The following is a 14380-nucleotide window of genomic DNA, read 5'->3' as shown; positions in this document are numbered from 1 at the left end:
CCCTAGGGTGACCCGGTGACCGAGAACACCGACGCCCCCGCGCCCGAGCGGGCCGACCTCCGGCCGCCGGGGCTGAACGCCGACGAGCACACCACGCTGCTCACCTTCCTCGAGTACCTGCGCACCTGTGTGATCGCCAAGACCGACGGGCTGTCCGACGAGGACGCCCGCCGGCCCGGCGTCGCCTCCGGGACGAGCCTGCTGTGGCTGGTGCGCCACCTCACGGCCGTCGAACTCAACTGGTTCCTCTGGGCCTACCGCGGCGACGACGTCGAACCGTGGGACGACGACGCGCCCTCGCCCGGCGACGAGACGGTGGCCGGGTCGGTGGCCGCGTACCGGGAGGCGATCGCCCGGGCCAACGAGGTGATCGTCTCCGCGGCGGCCTGGCCGGACCGGCCGGGCGTGCGCTCGCTGCGGCCCAACGCCGAGGCGCCGTCGATGCGTTGGCTGCTCGTCCACATGATCGAGGAGACCGGCCGGCATGCCGGGCACGCCGACATCCTGCGGGAATTGCTGGACGGTTCGGTCGGCCGCTGACGGGGGCGGGTGGCCGCGGCCCTGACGGACAGTGGAATACTCCCCCGCGCAGTACCCGGCGCCGCTCCGGCGGCGCCGGGTGTTTTTCACACAGGGGGAATACAAGTTCATGTCTTTTTCTGACAGAAGCAGCGGGCGCCGTCGCACCGCGCACGCCGCCAGGACGGCGCTCGGCGCCTCGGCGCTCGTGCTGACGCTGCTCACCACCGCGGCCTGCGGCCCGGACAACAGCTCGGCCGACACCGCCGTCACCGCGGGCGCGGGTGCGGCCGCGGCGCCGAACCTCGGGCTGCCGGCCAACCTCGAAGACCTCAAGAAGTGGAAGTTCGACGACTGGGAGAAGTGGGCGAAGGACTACGCCCTCCCGGCCGCCGCCAAGGGCTTCTGGACGCTGGACAAGCTGCTCAAGGCCAAGCCCAACGAGCCGCTCCCGCCGCCGCCCGCCGCGCCGCCGGCCGCTCCGGCCCAGCCGACCCAGGCCCCGGCGCAGCCCGGGCAGCCCACCCAGCCGCCGGCCCAGCCCGCGCAGCCGACGGCGCCCGGCGCTCCCAGCGCCCCGGCCACGGCGCCCGCCAAGCCGCCGGCCGGCCAGCCCACCCAGCCCGGGCACCCGACCCCGCCGCCCGCGGCGCCGAAGCCGTCGAACACCCAGCAGCCGGCCTCGCAGGCCCCGGCCCCGCCGGTCCAGCCCACCCAGGCCCCGCCGCAGCCCGCGCAGCCCACCCAGGCTCCGGCCCAGCCGTCGCAGCCGGCCAAGCCCGCCCAGCCGTCGCAGGCCCCGGCGCAGCCCGCCCAGCCGACCCAGGCCCCGGCGCAGCCCGCGCAGCCGGCCGACAACGGCAACGACCCGCTGCCGAAGACCGTCAACGCCCAGCCGCTCCCGCACCCGTACACCAAGCTCGCCGTGCACGGGAAGCTGTTCGCGGACGCGCCGGGCAGCGGTGCCGAGGCCGCCGCCGGACTGAACCACTACCAGTGCTCCGCCACGGTGGTCGCCGACCCGGCCCACCCCGGCAGGAGCAACCTGGTCTGGACGGCCGGCCACTGCATCCACCAGGGCAAGGGCGGCAAGTACTTCAGCAACATCTCCTTCATCCCGGCGTTCAACAGCAGCGGCGCGCTGAGCGGCGGCAAGCAGGCCGAGGAGGCGCAGTACGCGCCGCTCGGCATCTGGAACGCCACCCAGGCGGTCACCTCGCCGCAGTGGAAGGCCGAGGGCGGGGACGGCGGTTCGCCGGCCACCCAGTACGACTTCGCGATCATCCGGGTGCAGCCCGGTGAGGGCGGCAAGTCGCTGGAGGAGACGGTCGGCGACGCCGTGCCGGTCTGGTTCAACGCCCCGCGCGAGCAGCTCAGCATCACCGAGTACGGCTTCCCGGCCGCCCCGCCGTTCGACGGCATGGAGCTCAACCGCTGCGAGAGCGGCCGGCCGAGCCGGATCTCCTACGACCCGGCCCGCCCGCCGATGCACGCCATCGGCTGCACCATGACCGGCGGTTCCAGCGGCGGTGGCTGGCTGGCTGTCAAGGACGGCAAGCCGGCGCTGGTCAGCAATGTCTCGGTCGGCCAGCACGTCGGGGACCCGAAGTACCAGGCCGGTCCGTACCTGGACGACGTCGCCGCCGGTGCGTACGACTTCATCTCCAAGAAGGGCTGACGCCCGCCGGACGCAGGACGGCCGCCCCCGCGCACTCCGGTGTGCGGGGGCGGCCGCGTTCACGCCCGACCCGGTGACTCGGCCGGCGACCGGATTCGGCCGGCGACCGGGCTCGGTCGGCGGACCGGCTCGGCCGGCGACCGGGCTCAGTCGGCGAACGCCGTGAGGTCCAGCGCGGCCAGCCGCTCCGGGTCGGTGAGCACGTCGATCGCCGCGATCAGGCCGTCCACCACGGTGAACGCCATGATCGACACCGGCCGCCCGTTCGCCCCGATCACCACGACGCCCGCCGCGCCGTTGACCAGCGCCGGCCGCGCGTACGGCGACAGGCTGCGGAACATGACCGCCTGGCCCGCGACCGTGCGGGCCCCGTTGAGCACCACCGGACGCCGCTGCTCCCGCCCGGCGGCGGCGCCGTCGGCGCGCAGCACCACGTCCGGGTCCAGCACCGCGAGCAGTGCGTCGAGGTCCCCGGTGCGGGTGGCGGCGAAGAACGCGTCGACGGCCACCCGCTGGCGGGCCAGGTCCCGGTCCGGCGCGGGCGCCCGGCCCTGCACCTTGCGCCGGGCCCGGCTGGCCAGCTGCCGGGTGGCCGCCGCCGTCTTCTCGACCAGCGGGGCGATCTCCTCGAACGGCACCGCGAACATGTCGTGCAGCACGAAGGACACCCGCTCGGCGGGCGAGAGCGACTCCAGGACCACCATCAGCGCCAGCCCGACCGAGTCGGCCAGCAGCACCTCCTGCTCCGGGTCGGGCGCGTCCGCCCGTCGGAGCAGCGGGTCCGGTATCCGCGACGGCTCGACGTCACCGCCCCCGCCGCCGGCCGCGAACCGGCCCTCGAAGGACTCCTCGCGCCGCTGGGCCCGCGAGCGCAGCTGGTTGAGGCAGATCCGTCCGATCACCGTGGTCAGCCAGCCGCCGAGGTTCTCCACCGCGGAGGTGTCGGTGCGGTCGTAGCGCAGCCAGGTGTCCTGGACGGCGTCCTCGGCCTCGGCGATCGATCCGAGCATCCGGTAGGCGACGGCCCGCAGGTGCGGCCGGTGCGCCTCGAACGATTCCGCGTCCCCCGACCCGGCGCCCACCGCGGTGTCGGCGTCCCCCGACCCGGCGCCTCCTGCGGTGCCGGCGTCGTCCGCTGCTCCCGCCGCCAGAAAGTTCTCGTCCACCCGTGTCACATTCCTCTGCCGCCGTGGGTCAAAGCTCCGGAAGCACGAAACCTAGCGGGTCCGCCGGAAGCGCGGCCTCCGTTCGCCCAAGGAGTGACGATCATGACTCTCCCGACCAGCGCCCCCGTTCTCGTGACCGGCGGCACCGGCACCCTCGGCCGCCACGTCGTTCCGCTGCTGCGGGCGGCCGGCCGGGACGTCCGGGTGCTCACCCGGAACCCCCGCCCGGCCGCCGACGGCGTCGAGTACGCGGCCGGCGACCTGCTCACCGGCGCCGACGGCAAGGGCGTGGACGCGGCCCTGGCCGGGGTCGAGGTGGTCCTTCACCTGGCCGGCGACGCCAAGAACGACGAGGCCACCACCCGCAACCTGGTCGCCGCCGCCCGGCGGGCCGGGGTGAAGCACCTGGTGTACATCTCGGTGATCGGCGCCGACCGGGTGCCGCTCGGCTACTTCCGCGCCAAGCACGCCGCCGAGCGGCTGGTCGCCGAATCGGGCATCCCGTACACCACGCTGCGCGCCGCCCAGTTCCACGACCTGACCCTGAAGACCGCGGCCGCGATGGCCAAGCTGCCGGTCGTGCCGAAGCTGGGCGGCATCCGCTGGGAGCCGGTGGACTCGCGCGACGTCGCCGAGCGCCTGGTCGAACTCGCCCTGGCCGCGCCCGCCGGGCTCGTCCCGGACCTCGCCGGCCCGGCCGTCCGCACGCTCGGCGACCTCACCCGCGACCACCTGCTGGCCGCCGGGAAGCGCCGCCCGATGCTGCCGCTGCGGGCCCCCGGCAAGGTCGGCCGCTGCTACCGGGAGGGCGTCAACCTCGCCCGGCCCGGCGCCGCGCGGGGCACCCGCACCTGGGAGGCGTTCCTCGCCGAGACCTTCCCGGCGGGCGCGACCGCGGCCGCCGGGAAGGTCGGTACCCGCTGACGTCCGCCGGGTCAGGACCAGGTGACGGCGGCGGGCTCGCCGCTCTTCGCCGCCGAGGCCACCACGGCGGTCGGCACCACCTTCGCGAACCGCATCGCGTGCAGCACCGTGGCGGTGGCGCGGGCGAGTTCGGCGGCCGGGACGGTCACGCCGTCCGGCCCGGTCAGGTCGAAGGCGTGCATGGCGTCGACCGGGAAGACCGTGTCGTAGCCGAGGTTGCCCGCCATCCGGGCGGTGGTCTCACAGCACACGTTGGTGATGATCCCGGTCACCACCACCTGCCGGGTGCCCCGCTCCTGGAGCCAGGCGTGCAGGTCCGGGGTGCCGTAGAAGGCGCTGTTGACCGTCTTGGTGATGTGCAGCGCGGGCTCGACCGCCGCCACGAAGTCCTTCAACTCGTAGCCGGAGGTGCCCGGTTCGAGCGGGCCGCCGGTGGTGGCGTGCTGGACGACCACGATCGGCCGCCCGGTTGCCCGCCACACGTCGATCAGTTCGCCGATCCGCTGCTCGGCCCCGGGGTTGTCGCGCCCGCCCCAGAACGCGGTGTCCTCGAAGCCCTTCTGGACGTCGATGACGACCAGGACGGCGTCGGTGTCGATGGTGAGCGGGGCGTCGAAGGCGCTGGTGTTCGTCATGCGTCCATGCTGCGGCGGGCCCGGGCGCACCCGTGAGCGGCGGTGGAGCCACCTGTCGATACGATCCTGCCACTACGCTTCCCCCCATGCGCACGGTGGGGTGTCTGGTCTTCGACGGGGTGCGGCCGTTCGACTACGCGGTGATCGGCGAGGTCTGGGCCGAACGGTCGGGCCTTCCCGGCATCCCCGGTTTCGAGCTGCGGGTCTGCGGCCCGGACGGTGCCCGGGTGCGGCTCGGCGGCGGGCTGGAACGCGTCCCGGACTTCGGCCTGGACGCGCTGGCCGCCTGCGACCTGGTGGTCGTGCCGGGCGTGGAGCGGCCGGAGGAGTCGCGCGACCCGGCCGTGCTCGCCGCGCTGCGCGCCGCCCACGAACGCGGCGTCACCGTCGCCTCGCTCTGCGCGGGCGCCTTCGTGCTCGCCGAGGCGGGCCTGCTGGACGGCCGCACCGCCACCACCCACTGGGCCCTCGCGGAGGACCTCGCGGAGCGCTTCCCGGCGGTCGACGTGCGGCCCGAGGTGCTGTTCACCGGCGAGGGCCGGCTGTGGACCTCCGCCGGGGTGGCGGCCGGCATCGACCTCTGCCTGCACCTGGTCCGCGCGGCCCACGGCGAACGGGCGGCCGCGTCGATCGCCCGCGCGATGGTCACCGCGCCCTTCCGCTCCGGCGGCCAGGCCCAGTTCATCCCCTCCCCGGTCCCGGAGCCCGCGCCCGCCGGCGACGACCCGCTCGCCCGCGTCCGGACCGAGGTCCTGGCTGCCCTGGACACCCCCTGGACGGTCCGCCGGATGGCCGTCCTCGCCCTGATGTCCGAACGCACCTTCGCCCGCCGCTTCGCCGCCGCGACCGGCACCACCCCGCTGCGCTGGCTGCTCGACCAGCGCATCCTCACCGCCCAGCGCCTCCTGGAGGACACCGACCTCCCGGTGGACGCGGTCGCCGTCCGCTGCGGCTTCGGCTCCGCCGTCTCCCTCCGCCCGCCCTTCACCACCCGCCTCGGCGTCCCGCCGCGCGAGTACCGCAGGACGTTCCGCGGGCGCGACGTGGGCTGACGTCCGGAGCGCTGGCCGCGCCGCCGCGCCGCCGCGGGGAATTCGGTGGTGTGGGGCGGAACCGGTGTGCGACGGTCGGCCCATGGGCAACTCCACGGCGTACCCCGTCCTGCGGACCACCGACGCGGCCGAGGCGTACGCGTGGGGCGAGCGGCTGCGCGCGCTGCTGGCCCACTGCGAGGACGAGGTCGGACTCGGCGCCGAACTGCTGACGGCCGCCGACGTCCGGCGGACGGCCGAGGTCCTGCCCGGCGCCCGCTTCCACTACGTGGACGCGCGGACCGGTCCGACGGGGGAGTACCTCCGGTTCGAGCTCGACCCCCGCACGGCGGACGATGCCGCGCTGGAGCCGCACCTCCCCCTGGACGTCACGGTGGACGTCCCGACGGGGAGCGTGGAGGAGCGCTTCGCGGCGGCCGTCGGCCGGGGCCGGGGCACGGCCACCGTGGACTGGCGCGGCCGGTGGCCGGACGACCCGGAGACCGGCAGCGTCGGCTCGCCGAAGTACGACGGGGTCCAGATCGTGTTCCACGGCGATTCGGCCCAGTGGGGTGCGTGGGCGGCCCACCACACCGTCTTCGTCCATGCGGGCAAGTTCGGTGACGAGCGGCGGGCGCGCGAGCTCGCCGAGGCCGTCGGCGGCGAGGTGCTGGGCGAGCCGCAGCTCGGGTGGTGAGACCGCACCCGGGGAGGGGCCTCGGCCGCAGGCCGCCGCCGCGCCCTCAGTCGCGGGCCGCGCCCTCGATCCGGGGCGTGAGCCCGTCCAGGAGGGTGGTGAGGCCGGACTCGAAGAGGGTGTCGAGGTCGAGGTCGTAGCCCTCGTCCAACTCGGCCGTCAGGCGGGTGAAGACCGGGAAACGGGCCGCGGCGGCGCGGGCGTCGAAGGCGGCGAAGCGGGTGTCGGTCCACTCGTCCCCGGTGAGGCCGGTGGCGGCCTGGGCCCGGGCCTCGCGTTCGAGGTTGGCGGCGAGGCCCTCGACGTAGCTGTAGAACAGCACGTGGATGTCGAGGACGGTGCCGGCCGGGAGGCCGCGGCCGTCGAGGGCGGCGAGCGCCCATTCGGCGTGGGTGAGCAGGTTGGGCAGGAGCAACGGCCGGGTGACGGGGCCGAGTTCGGCGAGCCAGGGGTGGCGGCGGAACAGCGACCACAGGGTGCGGGCGCCGAGTTCGAGCCGGGGGCGCCAGTCGGCGGGCGGGTCGGCGGGGTAGCCGGCCTCGCCGAAGGCGGCGTCGGCGGCGAGCAGGACGAGTTCGTCCTTGCTGGTGACGTACCGGTAGGCGGACATCGGGGCGACGCCGAGCCGGGCCGCCACGGCGCGCATGGACAGGGCGGCGAGCCCTTCCGCGTCGGCGATCTCCAGGGCGGCCGCGATCAGCCGCTCGCGGCTCAACTCGCCCTCGGGCGGCGCCGGTCGGGGGGCGGCGGGGGACGAGGGAGCGGCAGCGGCAGCGGCGACCACGGTGCCGACCCGGGGCCGGGCCTCGACCAGGCCCTCCGAGCGGAGCACGGTGAGTGCCTTGGTCGCGGTGGCGAGGGCGACGCCCCAGTCCTGGGCCAGCCGCCGGTTCGAGGGGACGCGCGCGCCGGGGGCGAGTTCGCCGGTGCTGATCCGGCGGCGGAGGTCGGCGGCGATGCGGCGGAACGGCGGGTCCGTCTCGGGTGCCACGGCGGCGCCCTCCTGTTCGGGAATCTTTTCGCGGCCGCGCCCGGCCTGTACTAGCGCAGACGCTACCAGGGGAATCAGGCCTGAACCGCCCGCTGTCCTAGCTCAGAAGCGGCTCTGACCTGCGGGTTTCGTGCTTGCGGGGCTCTGCATGTACAGCGTACATTCAGATTGTTCGCGGCGGACGACGCCGCACCGGCACACCGAACCAGGGAGCAGTCATGCAGAACGTCCTCGTCTCCGGCGGCGGCATCGCCGGCACCTTCCTCGCCCACTGGCTGGCCCGCCGCGGCTTCGCCCCCACCGTCGTCGAGCTGGCCCCCGGCCCGCGTACCGGCGGCCAGGCCGTCGACATCCGGGGCGTCGCCCTCGACGTGATCGAGCGGACCGGCCTCACCGAGCAGGTCCGGGCCGTCCGCACCCGGATGCGCGGCATGTCCGTGCTCGGCGCCGACGGCACCGAGCTGCACCGCTCGGAGGAGTCCACCTACAGCAGCGGCCGGCTGGACAGCGAGGACGTCGAACTGCTGCGCTCCGACCTGCTGGAGATCCTCTACGACCACACTCCGGCGGGCGTCGAGTTCGTCCACGGCGACAGCGTCACCTCGCTCCAGGAGGACGCACGCGGGGTGCACGTCACCTTCGCGCACGGGCGGCCCCGCACCTTCGACCTGGTGGTCGGCGCGGACGGTCTCCACTCGCGGGTGCGCCGGCTGGCCTTCGGCGCGGAGGAGCGGTTCCTGAGCCCGCTCGGCACCCATCTCGCGATCTTCGGCGCCGACAACTTCCTCGGCCTGGAGGACTGGCAGGTCTGGCAGCGCGACGGCGACGCCGGTTACGGCATCTACCCGGTGCGCGGCAACACCGAGCTGCGCATCGTCTTCGGCTGGGGCAGCGACGCGCCCGCCGAGCGCGACCCCGAGGCGGCCCGCAAGGCGGTCGCCGACCGGATCGCCGCGCTGTCCTGGGAGCGGACCAGGCTGCTGGACGCCCTGCACCGTTCGACGGACTTCTACGCGGACGTGATGGCGCAGGTCCACCTGGACTCCTGGTCCGCCGGCCGCACCGTGCTGCTCGGCGACGCGGGCTACTGCGCCTCGCCGCTCTCCGGCCAGGGCACCAGCCTGGCCCTGGTCGGCGCCTACGTGCTCGCCCAGGAGCTCGGCCGGGCCCGCGACCACGGCACCGGCCACCGCGCGGCCTACGGCAGCTACGAGCGCCGGATGCGCCCCTTCGTCACCCTCAACCAGGCCCTCGCCACCGAGAACCCGGGCGGCCCGGCGGCCGAGGAGTCCGTCGAACGGGCGAAGAACGCCATCCTCCTGGACGCCGCGTAGCCGGGCCGCGTGCCGGACGTACCGCCGTCGCCCGATACCCTTTGGTTCCATGACCGAGGTTTCCCGTCCCGTCCGCGTCCGTTTCGCCCCGAGCCCCACCGGCATGTTCCACGTCGGCGGTGCCCGCTCGGCGCTGTACAACTGGGCGACGGCACGACAGCAGGGCGGTGTCTTCGTCCTGCGGATCGAGGACACCGACGCCGCCCGCAACAAGCCCGAGTGGACCGACGGCATCATCAGTGCCCTCGCCGCGATCGGCATCCACGAGGGCGACGCCGCCTTCGAGGGCCCGTACTTCCAGTCCGCCAACGCCGGCACCCACCGCGCCGCCGCCGAGAAGCTGTACGCGGCCGGCCGCGCCTACTACTGCGACTGCACCCGCGAGCAGACCGCCGAGCGCACCGGCTCCGCCCAGACCGGCTACGACGGCTTCTGCCGCGAGCGGGGCCTGGAGTACGCCGAGGGCCGGGCCCTGCGCTTCCGCACCCCGGACGAGGGCGCCACCGTGGTGGTGGACCTCATCCGCGGCGAGCCGGCCTTCCCGAACTCCGCGATCGAGGACTTCGTGATCGCCCGCGGCGACGGCAGCCCGGTGTTCCTGCTCGCCAACGTGGTCGACGACCTGGAGCAGGGCGTCACGGAGGTCATCCGCGGCGAGGAGCACCTGTCCAACACCCCGAAGCAGCAGCTGCTGTGGGAGGCCCTCGGCGCCACCCCGCCGGTCTGGGCGCACCTTCCGGTGATCGTCAACGAGAAGCGGCAGAAGCTGTCCAAGCGCCGCGACAAGGTGGCGCTGGAGGACTACCTCGCCGAGGGCTACCTGCCCGAGGCGATGGTCAACTACCTGATGCTGCTGGGCTGGGGCCCCAAGGACGACGTCGAGATCCGCCCGTACGCGGAGCTGGAGCAGCTGTTCAGCATCTCCGAGGTCAACGCGGGCTCGGCGTTCTTCGACGTGGCGAAGCTGCGCTCGTTCAACGGCGAGTACATCCGCGCCCTGACGGTGGACGCGTTCATCGCCGCCTGCGCGCCGTTCCTGGCCGCCGACCGCGCGCCGTGGGCCGCCGAGGACTTCGACCCGGTCGCGTTCGCCGAGCTGGCCCCGCTGGCGCAGTCCCGGATCGCGGTGCTGGGCGAGATCGTCGAGCAGGTCGACTTCCTGTTCCTGCCGCAGCCGGTGGAGCACGAGCAGTCCTGGGCGAAGGCCATGAAGGACAAGGACGGCGCGCTGGCCCTGCTGCGCACCGCCCGCGAGAAGCTCACCGCCCTCGGTGAGTGGAAGGCCGAGCCGCTGAAGGCCGAGCTGGAGGCCGTCGCGGCCGAGCACGGGCTGAAGCTGGGCAAGGCGCAGGCGCCGATCCGGGTCGCGGTCACCGGCCGCACCGTGGGCCTGCCGCTGTTCGAGTCGATCGAGGTGCTGGGCCGCGAGCGGACCCTCGCCCGTCTGGACGCGGCGGCGGAGCGCCTGGCCGCAGCCTGACGCGAGCGCTGTTCCGAGGGCCGTACCCCGCACGGGCGGGGTACGGCCCTCGGGCGTTCCCGGGGTGGTCGGCGGCGGAAATTGACCCACGTTTCCGGTGCGGAAATGCACCCGTCAGCGGGTCGATCGGGTCAATAGAGTGATCATCACAAGGCCACGGCAGGGGAGCCGGAGCCGCCCGAGACGGGGAGAACCACCATGAACGCCAGCCCGGCCAAGCCGATCCTGACCCGCGCCGCCACCGCCGAGACCACCAGCGACCCGAGCAGCGTGATGACCCTGCTCGCCGACCACGGCACCGACGGCAGCCCGGTCACCAGCTACCGGTCCACCTTCGCCAAGGGCGCGGTCGGCGCCCCGGCCCACTTCCACACCAGGGCCTCCGAGCTGTTCTTCGTCATCGGCGGCCAGCTCCAGGTCCTGCTGGACGAGAAGGTCGAGACCCTGGAGAGCGGCGACTTCCTGCTCGTCCCGCCGCACACCCCGCACGCCTTCGCCGCCGCGCCCGGCTCCGAGGCCGACGTGCTGTTCGTCTTCACCCCGGGCATGCCGCGCTTCGACTACCTGCGGCTGCTCGGCCGGGTGATGCGGGGCGAGGCGAGCCTCCAGGAGATCAAGGACTCCTCGGAGCTGTACGACAACCACTACGTCGACAGCCCGCTGTGGCGCGCGACCCTGGAGGCGGCGGCCGGGAAGTGACGCTCGGGCTGTCGCGCTCAGACCGTCACGAGTCTCGGCGACCGGCCGAAGACGAGATCGGTGAACCCGGGCGCGGGGGTGACCAGCACCCAGACGAACTTGCCGATCCCGCCGGCGCGGGGGCACCAGCCCCAGCGCTCGGCGAGTTCGTCGACGAGGAGGAGACCGCGTCCGGACTCCTCCTCGGGGTCGACGGAGGGGCGGAGGACGGGGCGGCCGGTACCGGCGTCGTGCACCTCGAGCCGGAGGCGGTCGGCGGGGACGACGGCGAACCGGACTTCGATCAGCCGGTCCGGCGGGGCGTCGCAGTGCCGGACGGCGTTGGTGACGAGCTCGCCGAGCAGCAACTCCGCGATGTCGGAATAGCGTTCACCGCGGGGGAGTCCGGCGAGGTAGGCGCGGAGGAAAGAGCGGGCGAGGGGGGCGGAGTCGGTCCGGGAGGGGAGCCGGGCGGCGAACTCGCGGGGCCGGCGGGGGATGCGGAGACAGGGCATGGCGAGGCCTTCGGGTGAGAGGGGGGAGTGGAACAGGCTCGCGAACGGGGCGCGATATTCACGCTGTGCGAGGAGAAGACTGCGTTCCGCCACAATCATCTACTTGTGACGGGTACGGTGACGACCAAACCGCAGTGCAGGGCATGTGCAGCACGTGAGGGGGCCGGTCGTGGCACACCGGAGGAGCAAGCTCGAACCGACAGCGAGCTCGGCGGTGATGTTCGGCGAGGAGCTGCGCTTCTACCGGGAACTGGCCGGCTACACGCAGGAGGAGTTGGCCAAACTCCTGCACTGCGATCGCACGGTGCTGACGCGTTGTGAGGGCGGAAGGCGACGGATGCAGCCTGAGATGGTCGAGGATGCCGACCGGTTGTTGAACACCAGTGGGCTGTTGAAGCGGCTCTGGGAGCGGGTCGACTGGAATGCGGAGATCGAGCATCCGGACTGGTTTCAGGAGCACGTCGAGATGGAGGCCGAGGCTGTCGGCCTTCGAGTGTTCCAGTGCTCAGTCATGCATGGCTTGTTGCAATGCTCCGCGTATGCGAGGGCAGTGTTCGAGGCAGGGGATGCAGCAGGAAATCCGTCCTTGATCGAGGAGCGGATCTCGGCGCGACTGGCCAGGCAGGAACGCTTTCGCGATCCCCTGGGTCCTCTGCTCGTGGTCATCCTGGACGAAAGCGCCATTCGGACCGTCTATGGCGGTCCTGGAGTGATGCGGCGCCAGATGGAGCACGTGTTGACCGTTGCCGAGCAGCCCAACATCGTCGTCCAGGTCGCGCCGTTCGCCGACCGGCGAACGATCATCGACAAGTCCATGGTCCTGCTGGAGATGCCTGACGGCCAGCACTGGGTCTACTCGGAGAGCCTTGATCGCGGCCATCCGAGCAATGATCCGACCATCGTTTCGAGTCATCAGCGCAGCTATGATCGCCTCCGCGGGGAAGTGCTCTCGATGGACGACTCGCTCGCGCTGATTGCCGGGGCGCTGGAAGGGTTCAGCTATGACGAGGAACATGCTCGACGGCGCCGAGTGGCGCAAGAGCAGCTACAGCGGGGGCAACGGCGGCGACTGCGTAGAGGTGGCCCTCACGTCCCCTACCCCCGCCCTCGTCCCGGTGCGTGACTCCAAGGACCCCTCCGGTCCGGTCCTCCTCTTCCCCGCCGCGGCCTGGGATTCCTTCCTTGCCGCCGTCCGGGACGGGTCGCTCCCGGCCGGCTAGCACCCTGATCGCCGATGAGACGGAGGATCCGCCGTGATGGAGAACATGACGTCGGCCTGGCGCAAGAGCAGCTACAGCGGGAACAACGGCGGCGAGTGCATCGAGGTGGCCCTCACCTCCCCTGCCTCCGCCCTCGTCCCGGTGCGTGACTCGAAGGACCCCTCCGGTCCGGTCCTCCTCTTCCCCGCCGCCGCCTGGGGTTCCTTCCTCGCCGCCGTCCGGGACGGGTCGCTCCCGGTTGGTCAGTAGCACCCCTGGGGATGGGCTAGTATTTACCCATCACCCAGTTGCGCGGGTGGCGGAATAGGCAGACGCGCTGGATTCAGGTTCCAGTGCCCGAAAGGGCGTGGGGGTTCAACTCCCCCCTCGCGCACACAGAGAACGGCCGGTCGGATCCTCGGATCCGACCGGCCGTTCTGTTTCCACCCCCCAGCTCGGCCTACTCGCCTGGGTCGGATCGAGCGCATCCCGACCCACACTGCTGCTTGTGGTGAAGCCCCTTCCGTCGAAGCGCTCATGTTCAGCCCATGTGCACCCCGAGGTGGCGACGAACACGATCGCCGCCAACACCTCCCGGTCCCCGTAACGGCGCCGACCACCACCCTGCGGCCGAACCGGCACCTCCGGCACCACCACCTGGAACAGCTCCCACAACTCGTCCAGGACGAGACGCTCCACGATCGTCACGGAAACAGCCCGTTCAGCTACCCAAACAGGTTGCTCACCCGTTGCTTCCTGCGATGAGCAGGCGATAGCCGTAGTCCACGGACTCCCGCTCCAGCAGGTCCGCGTGGCGTCGCCGCCAGGCCCCGGAGGCGAGGTCGGCGCGCAGTCGTTCGATCGCCGGTTCGACCACGGACGGCGGGAGTTGGGCGAACGTCGAACTGGCCTGCCGGACCACGGCATCGAGGTAGCACTCCGGCCGCCGCCAGTAGGCGATCTGGAAGCCGTCGGTGAAGTCCTGCGGAATCTCGAAGGGCAGCACGGTGTGCGCGCCCAGCGCCTCCACCACGGTGGACAGGGGCGTGAAACGGGCCTGTTCGAGGCGGCGGATCTCGGGCAGGTACTCCTCGATCAGCCACAGCCCGGGCCGGTGCCCGGGATCCCAGGTGAAGACGACCTGCCGGCGCGCTACGCGCCGCAGCTCGCCCAGGCCGCGGCGCAGGTCGGGCCAGTGGTGCACCGTCATCACCGCCATCGCAGCGTCGAACGCGCCGTCCTCGAAGGGAAGTTCCTCCGCACCGGCCAGAACCTTGCGCTGTCCGGGATGCTGTTCCAGCATCACCCGCGAGGGGTCCACCGCGGTGACCTCGGCGTCGGACGGCTCGTAGGAGCCGGCGCCCGCACCGACGTTGACGACCGTACGCGCTCCGGCCAGCGCCCGGTGGATCAAATCGGCCAGGCGCGGGTCAGGGCGGCGGACAGCCCGGTAGCCGACACCGATGCGGTCGTACACCGCCGTCGCCGGGGTTCCCCCGGCAGCAGAAGCAGAAGTCATGTGCCGGAGTCCAC

16 protein-coding genes, 1 tRNA gene and 1 pseudogene are annotated in these 14380 nt (G+C 73.0%); 12 read left to right on the top strand and 6 right to left on the bottom strand.

The features are described from left to right. Positions 1-15: 15 nt before the first annotated feature. A complete protein-coding gene (locus BLU95_RS13075; protein ID WP_093860182.1) occupies positions 16-540 on the top strand; it encodes a DinB family protein in 525 nt (174 codons plus the stop codon). Between the two features lie 109 nt (positions 541-649). Continuing rightward, positions 650-2197: a trypsin-like serine peptidase gene (locus tag BLU95_RS13070; RefSeq protein ID WP_159424879.1), complete on the top strand. Its 1548-nt coding sequence runs from the start codon at positions 650-652 to the stop codon at positions 2195-2197. 146 nt (positions 2198-2343) lie between these two features. Here BLU95_RS13070 and BLU95_RS13065 read toward each other — a convergent pair whose 3' ends face one another. Further along, positions 2344-3279 (bottom strand): sigma-70 family RNA polymerase sigma factor, encoded by a 936-nt coding sequence (locus BLU95_RS13065; protein WP_231978750.1) that lies wholly within the window; start codon positions 3277-3279, stop codon positions 2344-2346. A 186-nt stretch (positions 3280-3465) separates the two neighbouring features. Between BLU95_RS13065 and BLU95_RS13060 the strand changes: the two genes are divergently transcribed. Then, positions 3466-4287 (top strand): SDR family oxidoreductase, encoded by an 822-nt coding sequence (locus BLU95_RS13060; RefSeq protein ID WP_093860180.1) that lies wholly within the window; start codon positions 3466-3468, stop codon positions 4285-4287. Between the two features lie 11 nt (positions 4288-4298). On the opposite strand, the gene BLU95_RS13055 is transcribed toward BLU95_RS13060, so the two are convergent. Further along, complete coding sequence (locus BLU95_RS13055) at positions 4299-4922, bottom strand: cysteine hydrolase family protein (protein WP_093860179.1); 624 nt, start codon at positions 4920-4922, stop codon at positions 4299-4301. Between the two features lie 86 nt (positions 4923-5008). Here BLU95_RS13055 and BLU95_RS13050 point away from each other — a divergent pair, with 86 nt between their 5' ends. Further along, a complete protein-coding gene (locus tag BLU95_RS13050; protein WP_231978544.1) occupies positions 5009-5974 on the top strand; it encodes a GlxA family transcriptional regulator in 966 nt (321 codons plus the stop codon). A gap of 82 nt (positions 5975-6056) precedes the next feature. After that, positions 6057-6650, top strand: coding sequence for a hypothetical protein (locus BLU95_RS13045; protein WP_093860178.1), 594 nt, complete (start codon positions 6057-6059; stop codon positions 6648-6650). 46 nt (positions 6651-6696) lie between these two features. On the opposite strand, the gene BLU95_RS13040 is transcribed toward BLU95_RS13045, so the two are convergent. Then, complete coding sequence (locus BLU95_RS13040; protein WP_093860177.1) at positions 6697-7641, bottom strand: TetR/AcrR family transcriptional regulator C-terminal domain-containing protein; 945 nt, start codon at positions 7639-7641, stop codon at positions 6697-6699. 218 nt (positions 7642-7859) lie between these two features. On the opposite strand from BLU95_RS13040, the gene BLU95_RS13035 reads away from it, so the two are divergent. The 3 genes from BLU95_RS13035 to BLU95_RS13025 all read left to right on the top strand — a co-directional run bounded on the left by BLU95_RS13035 (position 7860) and on the right by BLU95_RS13025 (position 11154). Then, positions 7860-8975 (top strand): FAD-dependent monooxygenase, encoded by a 1116-nt coding sequence (locus BLU95_RS13035; RefSeq protein WP_093860176.1) that lies wholly within the window; start codon positions 7860-7862, stop codon positions 8973-8975. A gap of 103 nt (positions 8976-9078) precedes the next feature. Next, on the top strand, positions 9079-10455 hold the full coding sequence (gltX, locus tag BLU95_RS13030) for a glutamate--tRNA ligase (RefSeq protein WP_231978749.1): 1377 nt from the start codon (positions 9079-9081) through the stop codon (positions 10453-10455). Between the two features lie 198 nt (positions 10456-10653). Continuing rightward, positions 10654-11154: a cupin domain-containing protein gene (locus BLU95_RS13025; RefSeq protein ID WP_093860174.1), complete on the top strand. Its 501-nt coding sequence runs from the start codon at positions 10654-10656 to the stop codon at positions 11152-11154. A 17-nt stretch (positions 11155-11171) separates the two neighbouring features. Here the strand turns inward: BLU95_RS13025 and BLU95_RS13020 are convergent, their stop codons facing one another. Continuing rightward, entirely contained in the window at positions 11172-11648 is a 477-nt protein-coding gene (locus BLU95_RS13020; RefSeq protein ID WP_159424878.1) for an ATP-binding protein, read from the bottom strand. 169 nt (positions 11649-11817) lie between these two features. Here BLU95_RS13020 and BLU95_RS44045 point away from each other — a divergent pair, with 169 nt between their 5' ends. The 4 genes from BLU95_RS44045 (at position 11818) to BLU95_RS13000 (ending at position 13241) form a co-directional block, all read left to right on the top strand. Next, the gene (locus BLU95_RS44045; RefSeq protein WP_159424877.1) at positions 11818-12771 is read left to right on the top strand and encodes a helix-turn-helix domain-containing protein; all 954 of its coding nucleotides are present in this window, start codon (positions 11818-11820) and stop codon (positions 12769-12771) included. After that, the gene (locus BLU95_RS44040) at positions 12728-12868 is read left to right on the top strand and encodes a DUF397 domain-containing protein (RefSeq protein WP_231978543.1); all 141 of its coding nucleotides are present in this window, start codon (positions 12728-12730) and stop codon (positions 12866-12868) included. Before BLU95_RS44045 ends, BLU95_RS44040 begins: the two co-directional genes overlap by 44 nt. Before the next feature lie 36 nt (positions 12869-12904). Then, positions 12905-13117, top strand: a complete 213-nt coding sequence (locus BLU95_RS13005) for a DUF397 domain-containing protein (protein ID WP_093860170.1) — start codon at positions 12905-12907, stop codon at positions 13115-13117. Between the two features lie 40 nt (positions 13118-13157). Beyond that, a tRNA-Leu gene (locus tag BLU95_RS13000) sits at positions 13158-13241 on the top strand. A gap of 152 nt (positions 13242-13393) precedes the next feature. Here BLU95_RS13000 and BLU95_RS44035 read toward each other — a convergent pair. Both BLU95_RS44035 and BLU95_RS12990 read right to left on the bottom strand, forming a co-directional pair. Beyond that, positions 13394-13555, bottom strand: a pseudogene (locus BLU95_RS44035) (transposase); the annotation flags it as partial. Positions 13556-13589: 34 nt separating this feature from the next. Beyond that, the gene (locus tag BLU95_RS12990) at positions 13590-14366 is read right to left on the bottom strand and encodes a class I SAM-dependent methyltransferase (protein WP_093860169.1); all 777 of its coding nucleotides are present in this window, start codon (positions 14364-14366) and stop codon (positions 13590-13592) included. Between the last annotated feature and the right edge of the window lie 14 nt (positions 14367-14380).

The organism is Streptomyces sp. TLI_053 (assembly GCF_900105395.1).
Classification (GTDB): domain Bacteria; phylum Actinomycetota; class Actinomycetes; order Streptomycetales; family Streptomycetaceae; genus Kitasatospora.
The sequence above is the reverse complement of the archived record's forward strand: the minus strand, read 5'-3'. Positions and strand labels throughout refer to the sequence as shown.